We start from the raw sequence: 26480 nt of genomic DNA, 5'->3' as shown, positions 1-26480 counted from the left end.
GGTCGGGGTCGGGGTACTCGCTTCAGACCACTTCAGTCGCGTCGTCTCTCCAATAGCGAGCGTGCTGATTCTTGTATCTCTGCTGCTGTTGTCGAGCCCACTTGGTAAACGTCGGTTAACTCGCTCGGGGAGGCTTCCAGTACGTCGTGCGGTGTCTGATATCCCGCTTCCCAGAGGAAGTACGCTTGTTGCCCCGAGACAGCATCGATGTCGGCTACAGTCGGACCGTACAAGACACGAAGTGTAGGGGTTGCTTCTGACGCTGGGACACCGGAAGCGGCCAACGACGACAGTGCAGGGCTGAAAACGTCGTCCGAGACTCCCGTTTGGTTCGTCAGTCGGTCACTGGCAGGGACGGTGTGTCCCAACACTTCTCGAGCGCCCTCCACTGCAACCGTCGCAATGTCCTCGGTGATACCGTCTATCCCAGCAAGGTCGACCGGTCGAGCGTCAGCAAGCGCGGCAAGCGAGTGAACCCCACCTTCGGCCAGTTGTTTGGCACGGTGTGGGCCGATACCAGGAATCTCCTGTAACGCTTCTCGTGCCTCTTCTTTCGGTGCAGCAGAAGATTCTGGCTTTTGCTGGTCGGTTGTGTCGCTTTCAGTTCGCGGTTCTACTTCTGCGACTTCGTCTCGTTTCGTCGGTCTCTGACGTTCGGTATGTTCGACAGAGTCCTCCACGATGTTCTTTTTAGACGTTCGTAACGCCTTGGGAGGTTCAGGGAGTTTGTTAATCCGGAGGTCCGTCGAATCGATTTGGTCTGCGATTGGAGAGTTTTCGATAGCTGCGAGTACCCATTTCTCGCGCCGTTCAGCGATCAGTGAGTCAGTCACGTACGAGACCAGCACGTCTCGGTCAGCAGCAGTGAGCGACCCCTCCGATGGGAGGTCACGAATCACTGAATCTACATCACGTTGACGTGGGAACCAGGCATCGCCCATCGCGATGAAAAACGGAACGAACGGCGTCGGAACCTCGTCTCGGACTGAAAGCCCAAGCTCGTCGGTCAACACGATTACTGCACGGTCGTCGAGCGAGAGTTGGTATCGCCCACCAGGAAGAGAGACCTTCAGTTTGTGTCGTTCTGCAGAATCACGGATAAGTCTGGTCGGTTGTCGCATACCTTCAGGTAGATATGACTGTTAATATATCTGTTAGAACGTGCAACGTTGCCGCTACTACGCTACTCTACACTACTCTACACTACTCTACACTACTCTACGCTACTCCTGCCGCAACACCTCGGTAGTGGGCATCTCGAACGAGTGACGTAGCAGGCGTTCACGCCCGTGGGTCACGGTCGGGGCCGGGGTACTCGTCGTCCGCAACTTCCGCGTAGAGACTCTCGGGCGAGAAGAGCGTCGCGAACGCCTTGGGATGCCGGATACTGATTGGGAAGCGCCCACCGAGGGCAGCACCCGCCTTCGCAGAGGTGAGTCGGTCGTCGAACGTGAGCAGGTGCATCGCACCACCGCGGTACGCCGACGCGAGTGCGGGTTGGTCGCCTTCGGGGTGTTCGACGAGTTCGACCCACGTCTCGACTTTCTCGCGCCAGTCGGCGGCGAGCGTCTCGTCTGCGAGCGTCGAGACGATTGCCTCTGCGTCGTCGAGGAGTGCCTCGCTGGCGACGAGCGTCGTCCACGAGTGTCGACGAAGGTGGTCGAGTGCGTCACGGGACGCACCGCCGACGAGGAGGTCCGCGGCGAGAACGTCCGCGTCGGCGACGACTCGCGTCGGTTTGGGGTCGGTCTCAGTCATCGTCGCCTCGGCGGGTGCGAAGTGCGTCGGCGACGTCGGCGTCTGTCGTCTCGTACTCGGCGGCGCGGGCGAACAGCGACTCCCAAGTCATACCAGAGACGACGCGACCGTCCGAAAAGAATCCGGCGCACCCGGTCTCTGTTCGACGTGGCGCAACCACAACCACACTCAAAATAACGACAAATCCGGATTGTGTAATCAAAATAGATTACGTAAGGTGGGAAACAGTTAACTACCGTTCGGCAAAGCACAGTAGCATGGCGATTCAGCGACGACGCTTCTTGCAGGCGGCCGGAGTCGGAGCAATCCTTGGACTAAGTGGATGCACAGGCGATTCGAGCCCCCCACAGGCAGGCGAGGGCGAGACAACCGCGTCCGGTGGCACCTCGGGCGGTGCGACCCAAGAGTTGACACTCGCGACGACCACGAGTACCTACGATACGGGCCTCCTCGACGCCATCAATCCCGTGTTCGAAGAGAAGTTCGACGCCCGCGTGAAGACCATCCCACAGGGGACCGGCGCGGCGATAGAGACAGCCAGAAACGGCGACGCCGACGTCATCCTCGTCCACGCCCGTGGAGCCGAAGACGAGTTCCTCGAAGAGGGGTACGGCGTCAACCGCCGCGACGTGATGTTCAACGACTTCGTCGTCGTCGGCCCGGCGGACGACCCCGCTGGAATCAACGGCATGTCCAGCGCGACCGACGCCTTTGCGGCCATCTCCGACGCCGAATCGACGTTCGTCTCCCGCGGTGACGACTCCGGGACGAACAAGAAAGAACTGCTCATCTGGGATGCCGCAGGCGTCTCACCCGCTGGAAAGTGGTACCGCGAAATCGGCAAAGGGATGGGCGATACACTCGTGCAGGCCGACCAGTCTGGCGCGTACACGCTCTCGGACCGCGGGACGTATCTCGCGACCAAAGACAACGTCGACCTGGAGATTCACGTGCAAGGACCGCTCAAGGACGGCCCGACAATCCTGAAGAACCCATACGGTGTCATCCCGGTCAACCCAGCGAAGTATCCGGACGTGAACTACCCGCTGGCGATGGCGTACGCAGGGTTCCTGACGAGTCCAGAGGGCCAAGAGATTATCAGCGACTACACCGCGAACGGGTCGCAGTTGTTCTTCCCGAACGCACTGTCTGAGTCGCCACAGTTCGACCAGTACGTCCCCGAAGACTACGACGGTGGAAACACGTCAGCGTCCGTTTCAGACCCGCAGTTCGAGCAGTGGGTCTCCGAGAACGTCCCCGAGGACTTTTAGTCCGGTCCGCTCCCACCTCCGTTCGTGTTAGGCCTCGGTGACCTGAATCTGACCTACCTCGTCAGCATCACGTTCGTCTCACTCTACGTGAGTACGTTGGCAGTCTTGTTCAGCGCCGCAATCGGCCTGCCCACTGCACTCGCCGTCGGATTCCGTGACTTCCGGGGCAAGTCTATCGTCACCTCCGTCATCTCGACGGGGATGGGCTTTCCGAGCGTCGTCGTCGGGCTCGTGGTTCTCTTGTTGCTCTCGCGGTCCGGACCGTTCGGTGAGTTCGAACTCCTGTTTACGCCCGAAGCGATGATTCTCTCGCAGACGGTTCTCGCGCTCCCCGTCCTCGTGAGCGTCTCGCTGTCGGCGATTCAGTCGGTCCCACAAGACCTCAGAGACGCCGCATTCGCCACGGGAGCGACACCCGCCGACGTGGGGCTACTCGTCATCCGTGAGGCGCGCTACGGCATCGTGACGGCGCTGTTGGCCGCCTACGGCCGCGCCATCAGCGAAGTCGGGTCGGTGCTCATCGTCGGCGGCAACATCGTCTTCTCCGACAGTACGTCGTTCACGCGAACGCTCACGACGGCGATAACCGTCGAAGCGCGGAAGGGAAACATCGAGACGGGTATCGCCCTCGGTGTCATCCTCCTCGCCCTCGTCCTGTCTGTGAACGCTCTCGGGGCGCGGTTCCGCGACCGAACGCCCGGAGGTGAGCGCCAATGACCGACAGCAACCGCGTGGTCGGACACGAATCGGTCGGCGAATCGGCGAGCGTCGAAACTCGCCTCACCGCGCGCGGACTCACCCACGGGTTCGGTGACGGGGCCATCCTCGAAGACATCTCTATCACGGTCGAACCCGGTGAGATTCTGGCCGTCGTCGGCCCGTCGGGAACGGGCAAGACGACGCTCTTTCGCCTCCTCGCGCTGTTCGAACAGCCAGACAGCGGTACGGTCGAAGTCGGCGGCGAAGACGTGTGGGCGATGCCCGACGAACAGCGACTCGCCGTGCGACGCCGCATCGGGATGGGATTCCAGACACGGAGTCTGTTCTCGACGACCGTCGCAGACAACGTGGCGTACGGACTCCGTGTCAGACAGTCGTGGCGGACGCGACTCCGAGACGCCGTCGAAGACGCGTTTGGGCAGACAGAGCCGTCTCCGACGGTCGAGCGTGCGTTGGAGACGGTGGGGATGAGCGACAAAATCGACCGCGACGCTCGGTCGCTGTCGGCCGGTGAGGCACAACGAGTCGCCATCGCCAGGGCGCTCGCCCCCGACCCGGACGTGTTGCTTCTGGACGAACCGACGTCGAATCTCGACCCCCGAAACACCGCCGCCATCGAGTCTGCGATGCGCGAGGCGAGAGACCGCGGTATCGCCGTCGCGTTGGCCACCCACGACATGCAGCAAGCACAACGCGTCTCCGACCGGACGGCGGTACTCCTCGACAGCACGTGTATCGAGTCGGGACCGACAGACCGCGTGTTCGAAACGCCGAGTGACGACCGTGTCCGTCGGTTCATCGAAGGGAAACTCGTCTACTAGAGACGAGTGGAAGTGTTGGAAAGAGAGACGAACCGAAGTGCGGGAAATAGAGGCGAGCAGAAGCACAGAGAATCCGAGAGACTCGAGTTCGACCCGGACGACGGGCGGAGATGTTATGCGTGTGTGACTGCCGTCTGACGCAGGTTTATAGTTCGTGGTACATATCCGTCGTCTGGGCGCGCACACTCGGCCTCAGTTCCCATCCTCCCACCCGCGCGCCCGGCACACCACCATAGCCGTTCTGGCTCCCCCGGCACGGCGTGCGGCGTCACCACCAGGGCGCCGCTTTTGGTACTTCGCTCGCGAGCGGTGCGTTCGACTCTCGTGCTGTCAAAAAACGTCTGCGTAACCCGGTCACAGCCTGCTTCGCCCAGTCGTACCTAACCCACACCCAGTCCCACCTAGCCCAGTAACTTCGTGCGGACGCGGTCCAGCGCGTCCCGGTCGGTGAGCAGTGCGAGTTGGTCACCGGGTTCGACGACGGTTCCCGGAAGCGGAATCGTCATCGGTTCTCGTGCTCGGCCGTGGGCGTAGACCCGCCCATCGGCGCCCAGGTCGATGCTCGCGACGTGGTCACCGATAATCGGTGCGTCTTCGGGGATAGACACCGTGGTGAGTCGAAGTTGGTCGGTCAGGTCACCGAGCGCGTTGAAGTCGCCCCCGAGCAGTGCCGTCTTCGCACCGGCAGCACCGAGACGCTCTGGGTAGACGATTTCGTCGACGTCGTCGGCGTAGCGTTCGTAAATCTCCTGCCGGTAGTCTTCGCTAATTCGCATGACAGAGCGACAACCGAACTCCTTGCCGAGCATGCACGCGGCGAAGTTGATGTTCGGGTCGCCGGTGAGGCCACCGACGGCGTCTGCAGCTTCGATACCTGCCGATTTCAAGACGCTCTCGGTGCCACCGTCGCCGTAAATCGCTTCGAACCCCTCGTCGAGAGCACGGTCGACCTTCTTTTCGTCGTTGTCGACGACGGTCACGTCGTGACCCTCCTCGCGGAGGACCCGAGCAGTTCGTGACCCGACGCGACCGTACCCCACGATAACGAATTCCATGGTGCATCAATACACACCCGTCGGCTAAAAGATAGCCCCCGTCACCACGACACACGGTTAGAGAGTGATTCGACGGTGTTCGGGAGTCCGAGTAGTCCGAGTAGTCCGACAGGTTTCACGAAGAGGGGCCAAAACAGGGCACGGCGCGGCGAAACCCCACAATGAGGCGTGCTAGCACGACTACCGACACCGTTTTTCCTTCAGATTACATACGCACCTTCGATGATGGCCACCACTCACGCCCTCGCAGGTGTCGTTCTCGGCACTGTCGTGTGGGCGTTGGTCCCCGAGGCCGGTATGCTTCCGGTCCTCGCGGCCGCACTCGGCGGCCTGTTTCCCGACTTCGACCTCTACGCCGGACACAGGAAGACGCTTCACTTCCCGGTGTACTTCAGCGCACTCGCTGTGCCGGCAGTTGCAATCGCCGCACTGAACCCGACGACGGCGACACTCGCCGTGGCGCTGTTCCTCGCAGCAGCGGCACTGCACTCTGTGTCCGACATGTTCGGCGGCGGCCTCGAACTCAAGCCGTGGCTTGGAACCTCCGACCGCGCCGTCTACGACCACTGGAACGACCGCTGGATCGCGCCGAAGCGCTGGGTTCGGTACGACGGGTCCCCCGAGGACCTCGCACTGGCCCTCGTGTTCGCCGTGCCGCCGGTCCTCGTCTTCGACGGCATCACCGAGACCATCGTCATCGGCGCAGTCGCCGTCTCCGGCGTCTACGTGCTCCTGCGCAAACCGATGGTCGCCATCGCCGAGCGCCTCGTCGCGGCGATTCCCGACCACCTCGTCGACCACGTGCCCGAACGCTTCGTTCGGGACCTCCGGTAGACGAGCAACGTCTCCGGTTTTCACCCATCGACGAGTGAAAAGACCACTGTCGGCGAGTGACTCGATTCGGGAGAAGACATTTATCCACCGCAACCACGTCTGAACGTAGGACCTAATTTCACGATGACAGAACAGCGACGCACGGTCCGAGATGGGTACGATACTCTCGCCGAAGAGTATCTCGACCGGCGAAACGACGACCCGGAGTGGGTGCTCTCCGAGCTCACCGACCGCCTCGAACCCGGAGACAGCGTCCTCGACGCAGGGTGTGGCCAGGGCGTCCCGGTGACGAACACGTTGACGGTAGACTTCGACACCGTCGGACTCGACTTCTCTCGGTCGCAGTTACGACTCGCCCGAACGAACGTCTCGGGCGCGAGATTCGTCCAAGGAGATATGACCGCACTTCCCTTCGAGGACGACTCGTTCGACGCCATCTGTGCGTTCTACTCACTCATCCACATCCCGACCGACGAACACGAACAGGTGATTTCGGAGTTCGCGCGGGTGCTCCGGCCTGGGAACTACCTCCTCGCGACGGTCGGCGACGACGCGTGGGAGGGGTCGAACCCCGACTGGCTCGGTACCGACGTCGAGATGCAGTGGAGCTTCCCGAGTATCGAAGAGACGTTCGAGACGTTGAATCGAGTGGGCTTCGAGGTGGTCGAGCAGTTCGTCGTCGACGACGAACTCGGGAGCGACCATCCGTTCGTGTTGGCGCAGTACGACCCGGACTGAGGGATGGCCCCTCGCACACCGTGAGTGACCACACAATTAATCACTCGTGGGTCAGAGGTGTGAATCGTGATTTCTTCACCTAACTCCCACGACCCTCGGTTCGAGCGGTCGATAGCCGTTCCAGCGCGTGCTGTCGGCGGCGTACCGAGTGGCCGATGCGTGGGAGACTGACGGTGGACACGGATGTTTTCGAGCATCTCGAGCGGTGGGTGGCGGAATTAGACTTCGTCGAGTTCGCCGACGGGAGTGAGAGGGAGAGTGGAAGTGGGAGCGAGAGGGAGAGTGGGAGTGGAAGTGGGAGCGAGAACGAGAGCGAGAGTGACCGACCAGAGAAAGCCGCCGGACTCGTCAACACGTTCGTCTACATCCAAACGCTCGGTGACTACGGCATCACCGACGCCGGGTGGCTTCGAGAGACGTGGGAGCGACGCGAACGAACGCACGGTCACGAAGGAGAGCGAGCAGTACTCGAGGCGTTCTTCGCAGACGTAGACGACTGGTTGGACTCGAATCCCTGCGTGGGACTCGTTACTCGAGACGCGACCTCCGACATCGACCTCTCGGCGTCGAACTCGAACAGACTCTATCAGAGATTCGAGCGGGTTCTGGGTGTCGAAACAGCGGCGAGCGACGCGAGGCCAGGAATCACAGAGTACGACTTCACGGACATCGACGCGGACGTCTTCGGGCGAATCTACGAACGGTATCTCGTCGAAGGACGTGAAGGACACGGCGTCTACTACACTCCAGAGTACGTCTCGCAGTCCCTCGTGGACGACACCGTCGCAACACAGCTACGGCGGCTATCGACCCGGATAGAAGACGCAGTCGAAGCCGACTCGTGGGACGACGCCGAGACTGCAGTCGCAGCGTTCACCGACTTCAGCATACTCGACCCCGCCTGTGGCACAGGGTCGTTTCTCGTCGCGGCGTACGCAACTATCCGAGAAGAATACGACCGAGTGTTCGATTTCCTCGCCCGCGAACGGCAGTCTCGACGTCAGTCCTCGGGTGAGACGTCGCGAGGAGATTCGAACGGCGACGAGAGAGACGAACGCCTCGAATCGCTCCAGAAGACGCTCGGCTACACCGAAGACGACCACGGGACTTCCCACCTTCGAACGCGGCCGTTGGTCGCCAGAATCGTCACGCGGCACATTCACGGCATCGACCTCGACCAGCACGCCCTCGCCATCGCAACGCTCAACGTCTGGCTCGAAGCCGTCGAACACGACCAACGCGTCGCCTCCCGCGGCGTATCGGTGGACGAACCCTGTGTGGTCACTGCGCTGGACGCGAATCTCGGGTGTGGGGACGCACTCGTTGGGCTTCCAGACGAGCAGGTGAGAACGCGACTGCGCGAACGGCATGGAGACGAACTCGAGGCGGTTTCTCGAGCACGAGAACAGTTCCTCGAAGCCCCAGACGACACACGCTCGCTCGAACGAGCGGCAGCACGGCGGTCGCAAATACGGCAGGACCTCGACGCGACGTTCGAGGCGTATCTCGAAGCCATGGAGTTACCTTCGGACGTTCTCGACGAGACCACACCGTTTTACTGGCCGCTGCAGTTCTGGCACGTCCTCGGAGACGGTGGCGGGTTCGACTGTGTCGTGGGGAACCCGCCGTGGGTCATCGAAGGAAAATCACACACCAAACAGTTCCTCCAGCAGACCTACGAGCATCAGTCGGGGCAACCAGACCTCTATCGGTACTTCCTCGAACGGTCGTTCTCCACGACCACGGGGCGACTCGGGATGGTCACGCCGAATACGTGGCTCTCGATTCCCGGTGCACGACAGTTACGCCGCCTCCTGTTGTGTAACGCTCGGCTAGAGAAGATTGCGTTCGTGCCCGATTCGGCGTTTGCCGGCGTCGGCCAGAACAGTATCGCAGTCGTCGTGGACAAGAACACCCCACAGACAGACGGGCACTCGGCGGATATCGAGAACACACAGATTCGCGTCGGAGATATCGAGCCAACCGGAACCTTCCGAGAGGTTCGGACCATCCAGGTGACGGACATCGCCCCGCCAGCGTATCACGTCAACCCGTACGTCGGAACGTCAGAGAAATCGGTCGTTTCCAAGATGGATGCGGAGGCGGTGAAGTTGCGCGAGATAGCCGACCTGACCGTCGGCTACCAACTCTATCACAGAACCCTCCACAGCGACGCACAAATCCAGAACGAAGTGTTTCACTCGGAGACGAACGTCGGCGACGACTACGTCACAGACACTCGGGCAGACGCACTCACGAGATACCATCTCGACCGGTCGAAAGACCGGTACGTCGACACCAGCGCTGCGTTCTTCAGAATCCCACCACGGCGATTTCTCGACGGAGAGAAACTCCTCGTGCGAGAGGTTCCGTCGGAGGCCGAAATCGGGCTGATAGCCACACGCTCTACGGACACGCTGCTGTTTCCCAAGTCCGTCATTTCGGTCGTCTTGACCGACGACACCTACGACTACGAACACCTGCTCGGACTGTTGAACAGTCGCCTGCTCTATCTGGCGTCGCTCGTCACGGGCGAGAAGATGAGTCAGGACCTGTTCCCGAGAGTGTCGTTGACACAACTCCGAGGGCTTCCTATCGAGGGGACCACAGAGCTCACACCGCTCGTCCGGAAGTTAGAGCGCCTCGCGGCCGAGCGACTGCAGTTTCGGCGCCTCTGGGACCGACACAGGGAGCGCGGAACGACCGAAACGCGAAGTCTCACACAGATTCTTTCGGAAGACGGTGAGACACCCCACTCTGAGAGCGAATCCGAGACACCTATCGTCTCCTGTTCGGTCGCTCCAGAGAGCGATACGGCTGTTCTCGAACGGGAGTATTCCGCGTTCGAAGTCGTCGGTTCGACTGCCGACCCGGCGATGGTCGTCTACGGCCTCGAAGGGAGTGTCGAACACGAACTTCTCAGGGCGGAGTTTCGGAACCGCGAACTGCTCCAGGTGGTCTATCTGTCGGTGCAGTCACTCTTGGAGTCGAGAGCCAAAGTCGAGCACCTCGGGCACGTGCTGGAGAAGACAGCAGTTCCAGTCGGTGAGGAGTCGCCCGTCGAGTTCGCTGTACACACGATACGTGAGGTGAGAGATTCGTTCGGGGCCGGTGACGACTGGGACGACTCACGACGCGCGCGAGAGCGAGACACAGACCCAGCGGATATCGTGAAGATAGACGACGCGACAGCGACGGCGCAGATGGAACTCGACGCGGCAGTGTTCGACTGCTATGGGTTGACGAACGCGGAAGCGAGAACAGTGCTCTCGGTTCTGGACATCCGCGAGACGGTGCTCGAACAGACGGTTGCGAAACTGGCCTACCGTCAGAAAAGCGAGGACGACGCGTAGAGAGACGGCGGACCTCGGTCAGGCGAGACACTACGTTTTCAGTCGCTCGGTTCGGCGTGTCCGGTTGGTGCCGCCTCGGCGCGTGACTCCCGCCGGTGGAGGAGGTACGCACACACGACAGCGACCACGCCTGCAGCGGTTGCGATACCGAACGCGACGCGGTAGCCTGCTGGTGTGTAGACGCGGGCACCGGCGACGATTTCACCGGTCCAGTAGGTGTCGAGTGCGTACCCCATCACTGCAGGGAAGATGGCCGCACCGAAGTAGCCCATGCTGTTTATCGCACCGGTCGCAGTCGCACTCGCCGTCGCGGCGTGACGCTCTTTTGCGACGGTGAAGGCGATGAGGACGCCACCCATGACGAACAGGGCGACGAAGAGCAACCCGCCGGCGACGAGCAACGGCGGTGTCACGAACAGGAAGATGAGACTGTACGCGAGCGTGAAGACGACACACGACCCGAGGATGATTTCGGTTCGGTGGCCCAGTCGGTCCGAGAGCGTCCCCATGATTGGCGACCCCAAGAGGAATCCGACGTTGCCGACGAAGACGAACGTCGACGCCGTCCGAACGGAGACGTCGTAGAGGTCCGCGATGTACGGGACGCCCCACAGACCGAGGACGGTGAAGTTCGTCCCCAAGACGACGAACAGCATCGTCCCCATCAACCACGTCTCGCCTTCTCGGAGGACTCGTTTGGTGTTCGTGACGACGGTCGAAAACTCGATTCTCGTCGTCGACGGATGGACGCCGTCCAACGGTTCGAATCCGGCGTCGCTCGGGCGGTCACGAACCACGAAGAACGTCATCACTGCGAGACCGACCCCACCGAGACCGATGGCGACGAGAACCGACTGCCACTCCGCGCTGTCGATGGCGATAGCCAACGGTGTGGTCGCCAACACGCCGCCCATCCCTGCCGCAGCGATCGTCCACCCAGTCATCGTGGCGAACTCGTCCGGCCGGTACCAGTTGGCGAGGAACCGGAGCGTCGCCGTGTAGAGGACGCTCCCGCCGAGGCCCAACACCGCCCGTGAGACGAACGCGATCGCGTAGGTCGGGGCCAGTGCGAAGCCGAACACGCCGAGTGACATCACGGCGAGGCCCGCAGCAGCGACGCGACGCGACCCGACACGGTCTACGAGGATGCCCGACGGCAACTGCAAGCCAGCGTAGATGTAGAAGAACGACGCGTGGAGCATCCCGAGTTCTGCGCCGGTCGTGTCGAACGTCCGTGAGAGGTCGTCTGCGAGGACTGCAGTCGTCACACGATGAAAGCTGACGAGGAGGAATCCGGTCGCGAGAAGCGCCCATAGCACCCATCGCCAGCGCGTTGGGTGTGCCCGAAGAGAGACCCGTGCCATACGATTCGTGACAGACCCTGTGTGTAAATGTCTGTCGTGGGCGGCGAAATTATTCGGCCACAACAGCGACCTCTGGACGCCGGTTCGCGCCACATCCGGCGACGGAGAAGCGCGTCGCTCGACTCCACCAACTCGGCTGGGACGACTGCTGAATTCGGTCGAAACGACGGCCGCACCGGCCGAGACGACGGCCGAACTCGGCTGAGATGACGGTCACACCGGCTGAAACGACGGCTACCTGCGACCTGTTTTTCGTCCCAACCCGCGCTAGCGAGGAGACTTATTGTGAATGAACAATAATTTGATACCTGTTGCCATGGAAGCCGCACGGCTACACGCATATACCGACGAGATGAGCGAAGCCCTGCAGATCGACGAGGTAGACCGGCCGACGGTCACGGCGTCGAACGGCGTCGTCGTCGAAGTCGAAGGTGCAGGGTGGTGCCAAACAGACAACCACATCATCGAGGGGATGTGGGCAGAGTACGTCGACCAACCGCTTCCGATGACGCTCGGTCACGAGAACGCGGGGACGGTCGTCGAGACGGGCGACGAAGTTCGGTTGGTGGAGGAGGGTGACCCAGTCATCTGCCACCCCGTCCAGACGTGTGGAATCTGCCGCCCGTGCCGACAGGGCGAAGACATGTACTGTGAGAACAACAAGTTCAACGGTCTCACCACGGACGGCGGGTTCGCAGAGTACCTGCTCACGAACGAACGCGCCGTCATCCCACTTCCGGACGGCGTCGACCCGACAGACATCGCCCCGCACGCCGACGCCGGAATCACCGCCTATCACGCCGCCAAGAAGGCGGTTCACGAACTCAATCCGGGCGACACTGCCGTCGTCATCGGCATCGGCGGACTCGGCCACATCGGCTTGCAGTGCGTAGACGCGATGAGCGCGCCCGACATCGTCGCCGTCGACATCAAAGACGAGGCACTGGACTTGGCCACACAACTCGGGGCGACCCACACGATAAATCCGACACGAGACGACGTCGTGGCGGAAGTCGACGCACTCACCGACGGCACCGGTGCAGCGCAAGTTCTCGACTTCGTCGGTGCCGACCAGACGACTGGATACGCACCCGACATCGTCGCCGCGGGTGGTGACCACCACATCATCGGCTACGGAGGCCACGTCCACGAACCGTCACAAGCGCTCGTCAACGGCGAGTTCGCCTTCCGCGGGACGCTCGTCGGTCGCTATACAGAGCTCCAAGAACTCGTGGCACTAGTCGAACGCGGTGACGTCGAACTCCGTACCACGCGGTTCGGCCTCGACGAGGTGAACACCGTCGCAGAACGCCTCGAACACGGAGAAATCGAGGGACGAGCGGTTATCACACCGTGACGTAAGGATAGACACCTCGCGCTTTTTTCTGCCAGTTCGGCCCGAACACCCGACGTGACCCTCCCCGTCCGAGTCTCGAAGAAGACTTCGCAGGTGGCACTGACCAGTCACCAGAGACAGGACGGAGACCAGAACACGCGGAGCTGTCCGAGGGCCCCGAAGGACGACGGCAGCGCTCGATACGCGATTCTTCGGAGTGAGTCGAGACAAGAGGAGACCCCACCGCTCGCCGTCGATCGCTCTGCCTTCGGCTACTTCTTCCCTGTCGCCCAGATCGTGTACGACTCGACGGTTTCGGGAGCGTCGTCGCCGAATTTGAACTGGAACCGCTGGGTTTCGCCGGCAGGGAGCGACCACTTCAGGTCTCTCGAGTACGGACCGGCGTCCCCCGGTTCGACCGTCGCGTGGACAGTCACGGTTTCGAACTCCGTGTCGCTCTCGTTTTCGACCACCCCAGCGACACCCTGCAGGCCATTCATCGTGTAGTGATAGTGGTCCACAAACGTGAGCCCGTCCGCCTGTTTGTCTGTTGCGACGGTGCCTTTTTCGTCGGTTGCGGCGGGATTTTTCCCCTTCTCCGTTGGTGTCTCTGTCTCTTCTGAGTCACCGAAATCCGCGGACGCAGTCTCAGTCTGGGTTTCCGTTTCGGTTGGAGTTGGGGTTGAAGTCGTGGATTTCGGTGTCGAATCAGAGGCCGTGTTAGCCTCTTGATTCCCGCCGTCGGCCCCACCAGAACTCGACGAACAGCCTGCGACACCGACCGCAAGGCTGACCGACCCTACCACACGTAACCAGTCTCTACGACTGAAATTCATGCTTTGTAGTTAGTCATCCAACAGGTAATTCGTTTCGGCGAGTGAGTCCCTCACACACCATCCTCACCCCCGCTCGGGGGTTCGGCCGCGATGAAACGGGGAGGGGCTGACGCGGTTCAGTGAGTCGTCTCTGGGGCTGGCTCTTTCCGTTCGAGTCGTGGGACGACCTCGTCGGTCGTCGCCGTCTCGTGTGCGATGAACTCTAAGTTGGCGTAGGTGGTCTGGAGTCTGAACGCTCGGTCGTTCAGTCTGGGTTCACCGTTAGTCAGACGTCGTCTCGGTTCGCAGAGACACACCGCTCAGAACGTTGATTTGTGGAAAAGCCTAGGCCGGGATTTGAACCCGGGCTCTCGTCCTTACCAAGGACGCGCTTTACCGCTAAGCTACCCAGGCAGGCAATCATTCGTTGTCCGGGTTACTCTTTAGGGGTTTCGATTCGGAGCGAGGCAGAACCGTGGTAGCGTATGTCGATTATCGGTCCGCCGTCGAGGTGACTGGGTCGTCGCCAGCGCCACCCTGATACAGTGCCGCGATACGCTCGACGGTCGCTTCGGACACCGTCTCTGCGGCAGGTGGCAAGCACCCATCTTGCGTCTTCGCCAGTCCCGCCGCGTACTCGACGAGTGCGGCAGGTGGTGGCGACCCCACGGCAGTCGTCCCAGCGACGACTACCAGCGTACAGATGTTCACTTCGAGGTTCCTGTCGAGGACAGCACGGTCGTCTTCCGGAGCAGACCGGAGTCGCGTCTGGTCGCGACCGAATGCGCGGACCGTCTCGACGGCGTGGTCCGCCGCTTCGGTCCGGGCGAGGAGATAGAAACCGCGCGAGACGAGCACGTCTGCGGCGAGGATATCCAGGTCGGCCTCGGTGTCTTCCTCGGAGGATTCGAGGTGTGTCCACGGTTCGTCGTGAGCAAGCAATCGAGTGAGTCGAAGCCCTTCGTAGATGAGTTGCACTCCAGCGGCACGCGTCGCCATGCCGTTTAGGTCGACGTTGGGTTCGACAGCCCGCGCGCTCACGAACGTGAGCACCGCTGGTGTCAAGGAGGCGGCGTCGAGGCGTTCGTCCAGCGCCACGCGTAGGGCATCGGGTTCGATATCCGACAGGGCCTCACGCGCAGCCTCACGGGCTCGCACGGCGTCGTCCATCGGCCGAGACTTACGGTTGGGAGGCCAAAGACCTTTGGAAAACCACGGCACAACGGGGATATGATACGGACGACAGACGAGGGTGACCTCTTGGTCGTAACGCTCGAACGACCAGAACGACGAAACGCACTCAGACCGGGAGACCTCGACGCCTTAGAGACCGCAATCGACGACGCCGACGCACCGGTCGTCCTCCTCCGCGGGAGCGGTCCGGCCTTCTGTGCCGGTGCCGACCTCGACAGCGTCGCTGCGCTCTCGGACCCCGAGGAGTTCGCCCGGCAGGGCCAACGCGTCGCAGACACCATCGAAAACTCACCCGCAGTCGTCGTCGCCGGTATCGACGGGGCGGCCCGTGGCGGCGGCGTCGAACTCGCACTCGCCTGCGACGTGCGGGTCGCGACCCCCAGAGCGACGCTTGGCGAACCGGGTGTCAGAATCGGACTCTTCGGTGCGTGGGGTGGAACCGTCCGATTACCACGCATCGTCGGGGAGGGACACGCACTGGAGTTCTCGCTCTCCGGCCGAGTGGTCGACGCCGACGAAGCACTCCAGATGGGTCTCGTCTCACGAATCGTCGACGACCCCTACGACGTCGCGGCCGCGATGGCCGAAAACGACCACCAGTCGCTCCGAATCATCAAAGAACGCCTGCGGGACCGGCGTGGTGACGACGAACGCCTTCGAGCGGAAGCGGAGGGGTTCGCCGCACTCCACGACGCAAACGTCGACGACATCGCGTCGTCGAGAGAAGAGTAACTACAGGTCTAATTCGGTCGGAGCGGGCGGCATCGAGCGCTTGTGTGCGCTCCGTTTGACGAGTTCGACGACGCGGTCGACCTGTTGTTCGCTCACGCCGAGGTGGCGAACGGTGGCGGACATCGAGAGCGGGCCGTCGACGTGGAGGGCGAGAATCGCGTCGAGGACGTCGTAGGTGAGTCCGAGTTCGCTCTCGTCGGTCTGGCCGCTCCACATCTCGGCCGAGGGCGTCTGCAACACGAGGTCTTCGGGGACGCCGACGTGGGCGGCCAGTTGGCGGACCTGTTGCTTGTAGAGGTTCCCGATAGGGTTGCAGTCGACCGCCTGGTCGCCGTACTTCGTGAAGTAGCCCGTCATCGCCTCCGCTCGGTTTCCGGTGCCGAGGACGATACGGTTCTCGTGGTTCGCGACGAAGTAGTTGAGGACGCCACGGGTGCGGACGTAGACGTTGCCGGCGGCCATGCGGTTGTTCGCCGCCTCGGGGAACGTGTCGAAGAATTTCTCCGCGATGGGCTGTATCTCGACGACGTCGTACTCGATACCGAGCATCTCGGCGACGCCCTCTGCGTCGCTCATCATATCTTCGGCGTTCGCCACACTCGGCATGACGAGTCCGTGGAGCCCGTCTTCACCGAGGGCTTCCACAGCGAGGAACGCAGTGAGTGTCGAGTCGATACCACCCGAAAGACCCAGTACCGCGCCGTCGGCGCCTGCCGCGTCGACAGTGTCGCGGATGAACGACGTGATGTGTTCGCGGTGGGCTTCGAGTTCGTCGTCCGAGAGTCGAAGGTCGAGTGGCGCACCATCCGAGAGAACGTCGATGTCAGTCATTGAACTCCGATTAGAACTGAGACGGCAAATAGTCACTCGTTACCGAAAGAGAGTGGACGGGCGTCCAGTTTCGATGGAGCCCAGTCTACTGAAGCGCTACGTTCAAGTGCCCCCGCTGTCTACGAATTTTTGCTTCGAAGAGAGCGCAACGAGCGCCGATGTGTTGGCGAACGCAGTGAGGCAACACACGGGGCGAATGTAATGAGCGCCGATGTATCACAGCGCGAAGCGGTGTGATGCACGAAGCGAGTGCAACGAGCGCCGATGGTCCAGTGGTAGGACACGAGCTTCCCAAGCTCGAAGCCCGGGTTCAATTCCCGGTCGGCGCATTTCTACTGAGACAACGAACGAGCAACCGCTCTGCGTGTTGCTCGTTTCTGTCGAGGGTGCATGCGACCCAGAGGGAATAGAACGTGACCGAGGTTCTGCACGGAGTGCAGGTTCTCGGACGTCAGTTCAATTCCCGGTCGGCGCACTTCCGGTGAGGCAGAGCCTCACCGACGTACCACTCGTTTCACTCGCGGTACTCCCTTCGGTCGCTTGCCGACCGACCTTCGCAAACCTCCAGTTTGCTCAGTTCTGACGGGTCGGGGTCTCGTCGACGTTCACTTCGCATCGCTCAGTGAACACCCGGTCGGCGCATCTTCTCACAGAGAGTAGACTCTCGCCTGTCTCAGTGTCAAAAGAACAGTTCCTGTACGTCGTCGAATTCGACCGAATGAGGGTTGAGCGAGGGACTCTGGGCACCTTGTCGAACCCTCGCGTGACGCTCGAGCGCCGCGTCGAACTCGAAAATCGCCTCCTCGAGTTCGCGTGCGAGCGCGTCGAGTTCGTCGTGGAAATCAGTGGTTTCGGCCATACTACTCGACGATTGGGAGGGGGGCGTAAAATGGGTACGGCCACATGTCAGTGAAGCCGTCGCGTGCAGTTCCAACAGAGGTCGAACGTCGTGTCTGCCTCGTTTTCGGCCCCACAGTCCGGACAGATTCGCTCACCCGTCGGAGTTACTCGAACACGCGACCGGGCCCGTTCGTCGAACGAGGACGCGATTTCGGGGTGGACGTACCGGTCCATCCGGTCGGAGTCTCGACCCGAGCCGTCACCGATCGTCGGTTCGCCGCCGTTTACGAGATACCGATAGACCAGTAGCTGGAGCAGGGTCAATCCGAGGGCGTAAACGACGATCCAACCCCAGACGTCCATCACACCTTGACTTACGTTAGCATGCTATATCGGTTCTTCGGTCAGGTGTCACGACCGTCACCCTCGTCACCCGTGGCACCCGATTCCGGAGCGTCGTGGGTCAGAAGTAGATCGAATGGACAAGTGGCGTCGAAAGGACAAAACACGAGTCGGTGAGGACGACCGACGACGGCGGCCTATTCGGTTCGGTGAGGCTGTACGGGGCCGCCAACGTCACGGCCAAACTCGTCGAACACGTCGATGTTGTCCGGCAGGTCGTAGGGTATCTCTCGGTCGTCGGCCAGTCGTTCGTCACCGGCGTCGAGTGGTTCGGCCACGTCTTCGAAACCGGGCTTTACCTTCACGCTCTTGGCTGGTGCGCCGACGGCGATGTGGTGGGCGGGAACGTCTCCCTGGACGATTGCACGCGCACCGACGATAGCGTTCTTCCCGACGTGGTTTCCGGCGTTCACCATCGCCGCGTAGGTGATGCGAGCGTCGTCACCGATGGTCGTGTGGTAGTTGCGAACTTCGGTCTGGTCGACGACGTCGTGAGCGTGACTGTAGATGTGTACGTCGTCGGAGATAGAGACGCGGTCACCGATGGTGAGCTTTCCCCGGTCGTCGAGGTGGACGTCGTCGTGGATGACGGTGTTGTCACCGACCGTGATGTTGTGGCCGTACGAGAACGTGACACCCTTGAAGATTCGGAGGTTGTCACCCGCGTCTTCGAAGAGGTGGTTCGCGAGCATCTGTCGGAACCGGAGTGCGAAATCGACGTTGTCTGCCATCGGTGTCGCGTCGAACTGTCGCCAGAGCCACTGGAGATACTTCGACTTCTTGAACTTCTCGTCGTCTTTCTCGGCGTAATATTCGGCTTCGAGGGTGGCGTTACACGGGTCGTATCCCTGCAGTCTGACTCGTGTGGCCGGTGAGACGGATTCTCCACGCTGCCAACGCTCCCACGCTTCCCGGTCACCGAAGAGGTCGACGAGTGTCTCTTGGACGACCCGGCACGTCTCTTCGTCAGAAGAGAGACGTTCGTCTACGTCGTCGATGAAGGCCTGGAGGCCCTCCTCAGCGTCGTCCGGAAGCGAAACGTGGACCTTCGTCATTACCACCTCGTTCGCCGTCGACGTTCAAATGGGTTCGGTTGTGCATCGGCCGCGATAGCCGACGAAACGGTACTATTCGCTGGATTTGGCGCGGTAGAAACGAACCACTATCTCAGTAGTAGTCGTCGTCGAGAAATGGTGAAACATATCCCACCCGAGAAAGTTCGTCAACCTATGAGTGAAGGATTCACACGAGAGACTCCGGCGTGGACGCGGGCGCACGCCGAGGGACTCCACCGCGACGACTCCAACGTCGCGCCAATCATCTACCCACCGGACGAACGCCTCGACGAAGACCTCCACATCTGGGACACGTGGTTGCTCCGCAATCGAGACGGCTCTATCGCGGAAATCGACGGCCGTCGCGTCATCTTCGCGCTCACGTCGCCGTCTGACCTCCTTCCGGGGAAGCGCCACGACGTAGCGACCATTCGGTATTTCTACTCGACAGACGGCGAGAACTGGACGACCGGTGGCCGAATCTTCGACGACGGGACACTCGGTCAACGACAGTGGGCCGGGTCGGCCATGTACGACCCCGACGGCGACGACGGCGAAGTCTACTTCTACTACACTGCGGCCGGCGAAGACGGCGCCGACGAACTAACCTACACACAGCGTATCGCACTCGCGACGGGTGGCACCGTCCACACCGACGACTCGGAACTCCGTATCGATGGCCCGTGGGACCACCGCGTCATCCTCACACCCGACGGCGACTGGTACGAACGCGAAGACCAATCCCGCGGGATGATATACACGTTCCGCGACCCGTGGTTCTACGAGGACCCACAGTCCGGCGAGACGTACCTCCTCTTCGAGGCGAACACGCCCGTCCCCGAGGGAACCGGCGCGTGCGACGACCCAGTCTGGGAGGAGTTCAACGGCAGTATCGGCATCGCCCACTCACCGACAGGAGACCCGACCGAGTTCGAACTCCGACCACCGCTGTTGGACGCAGTCTGCGTCAATCAAGAACTCGAACGCCCACATCTCGTCGTCCGCGACGGCACCTACTATCTCTTCATCTCGAGTCACGTCCACACCTTCGCTCCCGGACTCGAAGGCTACGACGCACTCTATGGCTTCGTCGCCGACGACTTACGCGGCGACTACGAACCGCTGAACGGCCACGGACTGGTCCTCACCAACCCGGAGAACGCACCCTTCCAATCGTACTCGTGGCTCGTCTACGACCACGGCGACGAACTCCTCGTCACGTCCTTCTTCAACTACTTCGACTACAACCGACCGAGCCTCGACGACGTGTCGCTGCTGCCACCCGAAGAACAGATGCGACGGTTCGGTGGCACGCTCGCCCCGACGGTCCGAATCGGAGTCGACGGCACCGAGACAGACATCGTCGGAACGCTCGACCACGGACACCTCCCGCTTCGGCGTGAGGCACTCCCAGAATCGTGGTGGGACGGGGCGGCCCGCGACGGCGACGACGGCGGCTACTAACCGCCACGTCTTCCGAACTCGTCACTCTCGTTTTCGCGCCTCGAACGCCGCGTCGAGTTCCCACGCGTCGAACCCATCGAGTTCGACAGTCCCCTCTGGCGAATCACTCACCGCGGCGACGGAGACACCGTCAGCGTCCGGGCGAACTGGGTAGACGCGCGTCGTGAGACAAGAGCCGTCGTTCGCGAACAGTTCGAGAACGGACCCGTCGACGAAGACCCGGAGCGACAGCGACTCCCCATCGACTGGCATCGAACGCGATTCGCGGTCCACGTCGTGGTGACGACTGCTGTGTTCTCTATCGACGGTGACTCGTGAACCGTCGTAGCGGACGATGGTTCGCTCTAATCGCGTGGGCGATTCGAACAGACCGAGTTCGAACACACCGCCGTCTTCGACAGTGACGTCGACAGCTAGTTCGTACGCGTTGCCCGAGAGTGGAAGTGACGTTCGACCCCCGACGTCGAGGGTTCGGTCGTCGAGAGACAGACCGTCGAGTTCGACGTGCCGGCCACGGAGGGCCTCCAGTTCACGTGCAGGTCGCTGATGGAGCGTCCCCGTCTCGTCGACCGAGAGTTCTCGCGGGAGTGAGAGCAGGCCCGACCACCCGGCGTGCCACTGCGCGTTGACGCCGCGGGTCTCTTTTATCCATCCCCACGAGAGCGTCCGACCGTCGTCTGCGACGGTCGATTGCGGGGCGTAGAAATCACCGTAATCGAGCAGTCCCTCGTCGTCTACGTCGAAATCAGGGGCGTCGAGGTCGGCGGTTCCGACGAAGTACCGAACGTCCTCGTAGTTCGAGACGTGGAGGAGGTCGTAGTCGTCGAATTCGAGGAGTTCGGGACACTCCCAGACGGTTCCGTGACCTTCGGTTCCGGAGTGGAGCGGACCGACGTACTCCCACTCGCGGAGGTCGGACGAGCGGTAGAGAAGTGCCACACCACCGATGTCGGAGAGTGCAGAGCCGATGAGTTGGTACCACTCGTCGCCGACCTTCCAGACGGCGTGGTCGCGGAACTCCGCCTCCCAGTCGTCGGTCCCGAGGACGTCGATATCGTCGGGGGCAGATTCGATAATCGGGTTGTCGGGGTCTTTGTCCCACGACCGGAGCATCGGGTCTGCCGTCGTCGCGAGACACGGGAGTTGGTGGTGTTCGCGACCACCCGTGTAGAGAATCGTCGGCGTCCCGTCGTCGTCGACGACGGCACACCCGGACCAACACCCGTCTCGGTCCGGGCCGTCCGGGTCGGGTGTGAGGGCGACCGGGTGGTCCTCCCAGTGGACGAGGTCCTCACTCGTCGCGTGTCCCCAGTGAATCGACCCGTGGAACGGCCCACCGGGGTTGTACTGGTAGAACATGTGGTAGGTGCCGTCGTACTGGATGACGCCGTTCGGGTCGTTCACCCAGTTCGCTGGGCCGGCGAGGTGGTAGCGAGGGCGGTGGTGGTCGTCGGCGAGACGGTCACGCATCGCTGCGAATCCCGAGGGGTCGGTCGGTCGGTCAGTGAACGCCGGTCGGCGGTGTGTCTCGCCGCCGAGGAGTGCGAGTGCGTTTCGGAGAACGTGTTCGTTCGACCCCATCGTCTCGAAGTCGTGGCCGTGGTGCGAGAGGAACGACACCTCGGCACCGATACCGTACACCGTGCCCTCGCCACGCTGCCACTCGACGGCCGAGTTGAGGTTCACGAGGTAGTCGTCGCCGTGGACGACGCTCGCCAGAATCGTGCCGTCTTCCGGGAGCAACAGTTCGTAGCGAGCGAACGGGCGGGGCGACTCGGGCGGTTGCATGTGGACGCCGAGCGTGTCGAATCCCTCGAACAACGGATGGTCGGCGTGAATCGACTTGGTCAACAGTCCCGTGGGGTGCGGTGAACTCTCGGTGCCGACTGCGTCGGGTGTGACGGGGTCGATACCCAGCACGTCGACTGCCGTGAGCGCGTTCAGCGTGAGGAGGAGGCCACCACCACCCTGGAGGTACGTGTCGAGTGTGTCGGCGCACTCGGCGGCGAGTTCGCGTCGTTCTGTGTCGAGGTGGTGGTCACTGTGCCACCAGACGACGTCGAACGCGGAGAGGTCGACTGCTCCATCAGCGAGTGCGTCGAGCGAGACGGTCTCGACGGTCGCAATCGTCGCCGCCCAGTCTCGTGCTGCACGCTGTTCGTCCGTGAGTTCGGTGACGACGACGAACCCAACGCGGACGGAGAGTTCTTCCATTGTCGGCGCAGTTGGTGATGGTCGGCCATGAATCTGCGGATTCGTGCGAACACAGTCACGGACACGCAAATTCGAGCGCGAGTGAGAACGAGCGCTTGCGGGAACGAAACACACCCAATAAGTCACCAGGATTCTAAGGGCCGTCTATGCACTACCGCGAACTCGGGACCTCCGGTATCGAAGTCAGCGAGGTTGGCTTCGGTGCCTGGGTCGTCGGGACCGACTGGTGGGGTGACCGCTCTGACGAAGACTCCATCGAGATGATTCACCACGCCATCGACCAGGGAATCACGTTCTTCGACACGGGAGACGTGTACGGTCTTGGCCACTCCGAAGAGGTCGTCGGTGAGGCCCTCGCAGACGACCGTGACGAGGTCACCGTCGCGACCAAGATTGGCTACGACTTCTACAACAACCCGCAGGCCGGCCACGGCGAACTCCCCAAAGTAATCACTGGCGAGTGGGTCCGCGAGGCGACCGAGAAGAGTCTCGAACGACTCGACATGGAGTACGTCGACCTGCTGCAACTCCACAACGCGAACGTCGAGGAGGTCACGCCCGACGTCCTCGAAACACTGGACGAACTGAAAGAAGAAGGCCTCATCAAGTCGACTGGCTGGGCACTCGGTCCCTCCATCGGCTGGCTCGCCGAAGGCGATATGGCCATCACAGAGGAGTTCGACGCGCTCCAAATCGTCTGGAACATGTTCGAACAGGAAGTCGGCAACCACTTCCTCGACACCATCGAGGAGACTGGGTCGGAAACGAGCCTCATCGCTCGCGTCCCGCACTCCTCGGGCCTCCTGAACGAGCAGGTCCGTCCCGAAACCGAACTCGGCAGCGGTGACCACCGTGGCTTCCGCCCCGACGAGTGGTACGAGACTGGCTGGGAGAAATTAGAGACGCTCCGCTTCCTCGAACGCGACGGAGAGCGAAGCATGGCACAGGCCGCTATCGCGTGGCTCCTCGGCTTCGACGCCACGGCAGCGGTCACGCCCACCTTCCGCACGAAAGACGACATCACCGAGTGGGCCGCCGCGTCCGACGTGCCGAAACTCTCGGACGACGAGATGCAGCGCGTCGCCGACCTCTACGCCGACAACTTCGGTATCGACCGCTTCGACGGGATGGACGCACTCCGTTCGTCCGTCGGCGGCGACGACATCCGTGACGCCGGCCTCGACAAGCGCGTCGCCGAAGGCGCACGCAACGAAGCCTAACCGTGCGACTCGGGACGTTCCTCGGCCTCACGGCAGTCGCACACGTCGCCCTCGCGTGGCTGGTCCGACTCGACGCGAGAAAACGCGGTGACGACGCGGGTCGCTGGATAGTCACGACCCTGCTGACCGGCGTCTTCGGTGTCGCGGACTACGTCCGTCGCGGGCGCTGACCCGAAAGCGTTCCCCGAACGCTTTTTTCGGCAGGTTGTGAATAATCTGTCATGTCTTCGCTCGATATCCTCCGCGAGCGTGGGGTGGGTGGCTTCGCCCACGAGCACCCGCTTCAGTTTGGACTCGCACTCGGAGTCATCCTCGGGGGGTTTGCACTGCTCAACGGCGGGTCATTCCTGACGGCGTTTATCTGGTTCTTCGGTATCGGGAGTCTCATCGCCGTCGTCTACTCGTACACGATGGATTTTCTCTCGGCCGCTCGTGGCCGACCAAACTCACAACCTCTCGAAGACGACACAGACCCAGAACGTGCGCTCTACGAACTCCGTGAACGGTACGCCCGCGGCCAGCTAACCGATGAAGCGTTCGAGGACCAGGTCGAACGACTGCTCGAGACAGAAACGCTCGACTCGGCCCGCGGATATGCCTCGCGGCGGGAAACCGAGCGGGAACGCGCGGAAGCGTAACCAGACCAAAAGAGACACAGCGACCGACGAAGTGGGGGCAGGTAATGCGACCGTCATTCGTCGAACTCCTACCCGACCTCCTCGAACTGCTCGTCTTCGGTCTCGGAAGCGCTGTCCTCTCACTCGCCGGCGCCTACATCGAGCGATTCGCACTGCTGACCGTCCAGCACGGTGACCTCGGATTCGGTGCGTGGGCAGTCGTCATGGGTGCGGCAGTACTCTACTTTGCGTACCTCCTCGGAACGGACAAGTTCCACCCGAAACTGAGAGAGGTCCGCGCCGCTCTCGCGTAAGACTGCAAAAAAACCCTTTTCCGGCGCTAAACAGCCTTACGCCAAGAACACGTGTCGCGGTCGGTCCGCAAGCACGTCACGGCCCCACTGGACCGTGTCGCGGAAGGCGTCCGAGCGGAAGAAGCCCATGGCGTCTTCCTGCGAGCGCCACTGACTGGCGATGAACATGTCGTTCTCGTCTTCGACGTTGACCATCAGGTCCGTATCGAAGTGCCCGTCCATGTCGCCGAGGAGGCCACCGACGACGCCGAACTTCTCGACGAAGTCTTCTCGGGAGTCGGGTTTGACGGTGTAGAACATCCCCATCGTGCCGAATCCGGACTCTTCACCGGCGCGCTCGACGATGTCGGGGAGTTCCGAGAGGAATCCAGCGGCCGTCTCGGCCGACGAGGGCTTCTCCCAGATGGAGACGACAGCAGTCCGGTCGCGGTCGCTGGCCTCGTAGACGGCCGTCTTGACGTGCGTCGGGTAGTGGTCGAAGTTCTCGCGAAGCCCTTCGACTTCGTCGAACAGTTCGTCTGGGTCGGCCTCGGAGTACAGCACCGTGGCGTAGACGTCTTCGCCGTGCGGCTTGCCCCCGTAGATGTTCAGGTCTTCGAGTTCGTCGCGGATGTCCTCGTCAGAGTCGTCGTCAGAGTCGTCGTCACCGTGGCCGTGATGTTCGCCTTCACCGTGGTGGCTTCCGTCGCCGTGGTGTCCACCCTCTCCATGCGCGTGGGCGTGGTGGTGTGATTCGTCGCCGAACTCGCTGGTCGGGACGGCGTCGCCCGCGAGGAACGCACCGAGGTCAGACGGCGGGAACCGACGGCCGACGTAGAACTGGTCGAACTCGCCGTAGAGACTCGACACTTCGTCGAACCGCATCTCGTAGACGATGTCCTTGATGTCCGTCGGGTCGTCGCCGAAGAGGGTGACACCCCACTCCCAGTCGTCGAATCCGACCGACGAAGCGATGACCTGCTTGATTTTGCCGGCGTACTTGCGGCCCGTGTCGCCGTGGGTGGACATGAGTTCGCGGCGCTCGTCGAACGACAGGTCGTACCAGTTGTGTTCTTCGCCGCGGCGTTTCGACATCGGATAGAAGGACATGTAGGTGTCGTCCGGAATGTCGGGTTTGAGTTTGCCCTCGATGTACCGGAGGAGTCCGGTGTCGACGTCCTCTTCGTTGCCCTCGAAGTAGTCGTCGGAGACGTACCCCGACACTTCGGTGACGGAGACGTAGGAGGTTGGTTGCTCCGTGTACGCGGCGAACGCGGTCTGTTCGAATTTCCGTTCGGCGCGAGAGAGGGAGTCGAGCGTCGGTCTGAAGTGGACGACGACGAAGTCGGCCTTGTGGCCGAGGACGGAGAAGACTGCCGAAGTACCTTCTTCGTCGTCTTCGACCGCTTCGTGCGCGTCGAGATAGGCGACGCCTTCGTCGATTGCTCGCTTCCGTTCGTGTTCGGGTGCGTTCCGCCACGCGTCCCAATCGATGGTTCGGAAGTCGTGCAGCGCGAACCAGCCCTCGTCGGTCTGTGGGGCCTCTACCATAC

At 62.0% G+C, this 26480-nt stretch carries 25 protein-coding genes and 2 tRNA genes; 14 read left to right on the top strand and 13 right to left on the bottom strand.

Translation table 11 applies throughout. The features are described from left to right. Positions 1–32 precede the first annotated feature (32 nt). Both GJR99_RS10845 and GJR99_RS10840 read right to left on the bottom strand, forming a co-directional pair. Positions 33–1121, bottom strand: coding sequence for a helix-hairpin-helix domain-containing protein (locus GJR99_RS10845; RefSeq protein ID WP_151112041.1), 1089 nt, complete (start codon positions 1119–1121; stop codon positions 33–35). Between the two features lie 160 nt (positions 1122–1281). Continuing rightward, on the bottom strand, positions 1282–1758 hold the full coding sequence (locus tag GJR99_RS10840) for a PIN domain-containing protein (RefSeq protein ID WP_151112039.1): 477 nt from the start codon (positions 1756–1758) through the stop codon (positions 1282–1284). A 257-nt stretch (positions 1759–2015) separates the two neighbouring features. Here GJR99_RS10840 and GJR99_RS10835 point away from each other — a divergent pair, with 257 nt between their 5' ends. The 3 genes from GJR99_RS10835 to GJR99_RS10825 are packed head-to-tail and all read left to right on the top strand — an operon-like array spanning position 2016 to position 4570. After that, positions 2016–3029, top strand: a complete 1014-nt coding sequence (locus tag GJR99_RS10835) for a substrate-binding domain-containing protein (RefSeq protein ID WP_151112037.1) — start codon at positions 2016–2018, stop codon at positions 3027–3029. A gap of 24 nt (positions 3030–3053) precedes the next feature. Further along, positions 3054–3746, top strand: a complete 693-nt coding sequence (locus GJR99_RS10830; protein ID WP_151112035.1) for an ABC transporter permease — start codon at positions 3054–3056, stop codon at positions 3744–3746. Then, entirely contained in the window at positions 3743–4570 is an 828-nt protein-coding gene (locus GJR99_RS10825) for an ABC transporter ATP-binding protein (protein ID WP_151112033.1), read from the top strand. Before GJR99_RS10830 ends, GJR99_RS10825 begins: the two co-directional genes overlap by 4 nt. A gap of 401 nt (positions 4571–4971) precedes the next feature. On the opposite strand, the gene GJR99_RS10820 is transcribed toward GJR99_RS10825, so the two are convergent. Further along, positions 4972–5625 carry a potassium channel family protein gene (locus GJR99_RS10820; protein WP_151112031.1) on the bottom strand — a complete coding sequence of 218 codons (654 nt, stop codon included), beginning with the start codon at positions 5623–5625 and terminating at the stop codon, positions 4972–4974. Positions 5626–5847: 222 nt separating this feature from the next. Between GJR99_RS10820 and GJR99_RS10815 the strand changes: the two genes are divergently transcribed. From GJR99_RS10815 to GJR99_RS10805, 3 genes are all read left to right on the top strand, one after another. Next, positions 5848–6459, top strand: a complete 612-nt coding sequence (locus tag GJR99_RS10815) for a metal-dependent hydrolase (RefSeq protein ID WP_191967110.1) — start codon at positions 5848–5850, stop codon at positions 6457–6459. A gap of 123 nt (positions 6460–6582) precedes the next feature. Next, the gene (locus GJR99_RS10810; RefSeq protein ID WP_151112029.1) at positions 6583–7197 is read left to right on the top strand and encodes a class I SAM-dependent methyltransferase; all 615 of its coding nucleotides are present in this window, start codon (positions 6583–6585) and stop codon (positions 7195–7197) included. A 173-nt stretch (positions 7198–7370) separates the two neighbouring features. Further along, complete coding sequence (locus GJR99_RS10805) at positions 7371–10550, top strand: Eco57I restriction-modification methylase domain-containing protein (protein ID WP_191967109.1); 3180 nt, start codon at positions 7371–7373, stop codon at positions 10548–10550. Positions 10551–10588: 38 nt separating this feature from the next. On the opposite strand, the gene GJR99_RS10800 is transcribed toward GJR99_RS10805, so the two are convergent. Beyond that, a complete protein-coding gene (locus GJR99_RS10800; RefSeq protein ID WP_151112025.1) occupies positions 10589–11914 on the bottom strand; it encodes an MFS transporter in 1326 nt (441 codons plus the stop codon). A gap of 316 nt (positions 11915–12230) precedes the next feature. Between GJR99_RS10800 and GJR99_RS10795 the strand changes: the two genes are divergently transcribed. Then, positions 12231–13271, top strand: a complete 1041-nt coding sequence (locus tag GJR99_RS10795) for an NAD(P)-dependent alcohol dehydrogenase (protein ID WP_151112023.1) — start codon at positions 12231–12233, stop codon at positions 13269–13271. A 251-nt stretch (positions 13272–13522) separates the two neighbouring features. On the opposite strand, the gene GJR99_RS10790 is transcribed toward GJR99_RS10795, so the two are convergent. From GJR99_RS10790 to GJR99_RS10780, 3 genes are all read right to left on the bottom strand, one after another. Further along, positions 13523–14056 (bottom strand): hypothetical protein, encoded by a 534-nt coding sequence (locus GJR99_RS10790; protein ID WP_151112021.1) that lies wholly within the window; start codon positions 14054–14056, stop codon positions 13523–13525. Between the two features lie 351 nt (positions 14057–14407). Continuing rightward, a tRNA-Thr gene (locus GJR99_RS10785) sits at positions 14408–14479 on the bottom strand. 78 nt (positions 14480–14557) lie between these two features. Next, complete coding sequence (locus GJR99_RS10780) at positions 14558–15235, bottom strand: DUF7114 family protein (protein WP_151112019.1); 678 nt, start codon at positions 15233–15235, stop codon at positions 14558–14560. Between the two features lie 60 nt (positions 15236–15295). On the opposite strand from GJR99_RS10780, the gene GJR99_RS10775 reads away from it, so the two are divergent. Then, positions 15296–15991, top strand: coding sequence for an enoyl-CoA hydratase/isomerase family protein (locus GJR99_RS10775; protein WP_151112017.1), 696 nt, complete (start codon positions 15296–15298; stop codon positions 15989–15991). On the opposite strand, the gene GJR99_RS10770 is transcribed toward GJR99_RS10775, so the two are convergent. Continuing rightward, the gene (locus GJR99_RS10770) at positions 15992–16822 is read right to left on the bottom strand and encodes an NAD+ synthase (RefSeq protein WP_151112015.1); all 831 of its coding nucleotides are present in this window, start codon (positions 16820–16822) and stop codon (positions 15992–15994) included. It lies immediately after the preceding gene. A 258-nt stretch (positions 16823–17080) separates the two neighbouring features. On the opposite strand from GJR99_RS10770, the gene GJR99_RS10765 reads away from it, so the two are divergent. Then, positions 17081–17151 (top strand) — tRNA-Gly (locus GJR99_RS10765). A 350-nt stretch (positions 17152–17501) separates the two neighbouring features. Here the strand turns inward: GJR99_RS10765 and GJR99_RS10760 are convergent. From GJR99_RS10760 to GJR99_RS10750, 3 genes are all read right to left on the bottom strand, one after another. Further along, positions 17502–17681 carry a hypothetical protein gene (locus tag GJR99_RS10760; protein ID WP_151112013.1) on the bottom strand — a complete coding sequence of 60 codons (180 nt, stop codon included), beginning with the start codon at positions 17679–17681 and terminating at the stop codon, positions 17502–17504. Positions 17682–17728: 47 nt separating this feature from the next. Further along, positions 17729–18025: a DUF7577 domain-containing protein gene (locus GJR99_RS10755; protein WP_151112011.1), complete on the bottom strand. Its 297-nt coding sequence runs from the start codon at positions 18023–18025 to the stop codon at positions 17729–17731. 176 nt (positions 18026–18201) lie between these two features. Continuing rightward, a complete protein-coding gene (locus tag GJR99_RS10750) occupies positions 18202–19119 on the bottom strand; it encodes an acyltransferase (protein ID WP_151112009.1) in 918 nt (305 codons plus the stop codon). A 174-nt stretch (positions 19120–19293) separates the two neighbouring features. Here GJR99_RS10750 and GJR99_RS10745 point away from each other — a divergent pair, with 174 nt between their 5' ends. After that, positions 19294–20583 (top strand): glycoside hydrolase family 68 protein, encoded by a 1290-nt coding sequence (locus GJR99_RS10745; RefSeq protein WP_151112007.1) that lies wholly within the window; start codon positions 19294–19296, stop codon positions 20581–20583. A gap of 21 nt (positions 20584–20604) precedes the next feature. Here GJR99_RS10745 and GJR99_RS10740 read toward each other — a convergent pair whose 3' ends face one another. Then, positions 20605–22797 carry a glycoside hydrolase family 32 protein gene (locus tag GJR99_RS10740; protein WP_151112005.1) on the bottom strand — a complete coding sequence of 731 codons (2193 nt, stop codon included), beginning with the start codon at positions 22795–22797 and terminating at the stop codon, positions 20605–20607. A 146-nt stretch (positions 22798–22943) separates the two neighbouring features. Here GJR99_RS10740 and GJR99_RS10735 point away from each other — a divergent pair, with 146 nt between their 5' ends. Genes GJR99_RS10735 through GJR99_RS10725 form a run of 4 tightly spaced genes read left to right on the top strand, consistent with a single transcriptional unit; the run spans position 22944 to position 24948 of the window. Beyond that, positions 22944–24017: an aldo/keto reductase gene (locus tag GJR99_RS10735; protein ID WP_151112003.1), complete on the top strand. Its 1074-nt coding sequence runs from the start codon at positions 22944–22946 to the stop codon at positions 24015–24017. A 2-nt stretch (positions 24018–24019) separates the two neighbouring features. Continuing rightward, positions 24020–24187: a hypothetical protein gene (locus GJR99_RS17480; RefSeq protein WP_191967108.1), complete on the top strand. Its 168-nt coding sequence runs from the start codon at positions 24020–24022 to the stop codon at positions 24185–24187. Positions 24188–24238: 51 nt separating this feature from the next. Further along, positions 24239–24655 carry an SHOCT domain-containing protein gene (locus GJR99_RS10730; RefSeq protein WP_151112001.1) on the top strand — a complete coding sequence of 139 codons (417 nt, stop codon included), beginning with the start codon at positions 24239–24241 and terminating at the stop codon, positions 24653–24655. A gap of 44 nt (positions 24656–24699) precedes the next feature. Next, entirely contained in the window at positions 24700–24948 is a 249-nt protein-coding gene (locus GJR99_RS10725) for a hypothetical protein (protein ID WP_151111999.1), read from the top strand. Between the two features lie 36 nt (positions 24949–24984). Here the strand turns inward: GJR99_RS10725 and GJR99_RS10720 are convergent, their stop codons facing one another. Next, the gene (locus GJR99_RS10720) at positions 24985–26478 is read right to left on the bottom strand and encodes a heme-binding protein (protein WP_151111997.1); all 1494 of its coding nucleotides are present in this window, start codon (positions 26476–26478) and stop codon (positions 24985–24987) included. Positions 26479–26480: the final 2 nt, after the last annotated feature.

Source organism: Haloferax marinum, from assembly GCF_009674625.1.
In the GTDB taxonomy this organism is placed as follows: domain Archaea; phylum Halobacteriota; class Halobacteria; order Halobacteriales; family Haloferacaceae; genus Haloferax; species Haloferax marinum.
Note: the sequence above shows the minus strand (reverse complement) of the source record. Positions and strands in the feature narration are given on the sequence as shown.

Coding starts and splice junctions, on each gene's coding strand:
- GJR99_RS10845 (WP_151112041.1), bottom strand. CDS start 1,121: ATGCGACAACCGACCAGACTTATCCGTGATTCTGCAGAACGACACAAA.
- GJR99_RS10750 (WP_151112009.1), bottom strand. CDS start 19,119: ATGACGAAGGTCCACGTTTCGCTTCCGGACGACGCTGAGGAGGGCCTC.
- GJR99_RS10720 (WP_151111997.1), bottom strand. CDS start 26,478: ATGGTAGAGGCCCCACAGACCGACGAGGGCTGGTTCGCGCTGCACGAC.
- GJR99_RS10800 (WP_151112025.1), bottom strand. CDS start 11,914: ATGGCACGGGTCTCTCTTCGGGCACACCCAACGCGCTGGCGATGGGTG.
- GJR99_RS10820 (WP_151112031.1), bottom strand. CDS start 5,625: ATGGAATTCGTTATCGTGGGGTACGGTCGCGTCGGGTCACGAACTGCT.
- GJR99_RS10760 (WP_151112013.1), bottom strand. CDS start 17,681: ATGGCCGAAACCACTGATTTCCACGACGAACTCGACGCGCTCGCACGC.
- GJR99_RS10795 (WP_151112023.1), top strand. CDS start 12,231: ATGGAAGCCGCACGGCTACACGCATATACCGACGAGATGAGCGAAGCC.
- GJR99_RS10835 (WP_151112037.1), top strand. CDS start 2,016: ATGGCGATTCAGCGACGACGCTTCTTGCAGGCGGCCGGAGTCGGAGCA.
- GJR99_RS10755 (WP_151112011.1), bottom strand. CDS start 18,025: ATGGACGTCTGGGGTTGGATCGTCGTTTACGCCCTCGGATTGACCCTG.
- GJR99_RS10775 (WP_151112017.1), top strand. CDS start 15,296: ATGATACGGACGACAGACGAGGGTGACCTCTTGGTCGTAACGCTCGAA.
- GJR99_RS10730 (WP_151112001.1), top strand. CDS start 24,239: ATGTCTTCGCTCGATATCCTCCGCGAGCGTGGGGTGGGTGGCTTCGCC.
- GJR99_RS10745 (WP_151112007.1), top strand. CDS start 19,294: ATGAGTGAAGGATTCACACGAGAGACTCCGGCGTGGACGCGGGCGCAC.
- GJR99_RS10810 (WP_151112029.1), top strand. CDS start 6,583: ATGACAGAACAGCGACGCACGGTCCGAGATGGGTACGATACTCTCGCC.
- GJR99_RS10780 (WP_151112019.1), bottom strand. CDS start 15,235: ATGGACGACGCCGTGCGAGCCCGTGAGGCTGCGCGTGAGGCCCTGTCG.
- GJR99_RS10840 (WP_151112039.1), bottom strand. CDS start 1,758: ATGACTGAGACCGACCCCAAACCGACGCGAGTCGTCGCCGACGCGGAC.
- GJR99_RS10725 (WP_151111999.1), top strand. CDS start 24,700: ATGCGACCGTCATTCGTCGAACTCCTACCCGACCTCCTCGAACTGCTC.
- GJR99_RS10740 (WP_151112005.1), bottom strand. CDS start 22,797: ATGGAAGAACTCTCCGTCCGCGTTGGGTTCGTCGTCGTCACCGAACTC.
- GJR99_RS10825 (WP_151112033.1), top strand. CDS start 3,743: ATGACCGACAGCAACCGCGTGGTCGGACACGAATCGGTCGGCGAATCG.
- GJR99_RS10770 (WP_151112015.1), bottom strand. CDS start 16,822: ATGACTGACATCGACGTTCTCTCGGATGGTGCGCCACTCGACCTTCGA.
- GJR99_RS10735 (WP_151112003.1), top strand. CDS start 22,944: ATGCACTACCGCGAACTCGGGACCTCCGGTATCGAAGTCAGCGAGGTT.
- GJR99_RS10815 (WP_191967110.1), top strand. CDS start 5,848: ATGATGGCCACCACTCACGCCCTCGCAGGTGTCGTTCTCGGCACTGTC.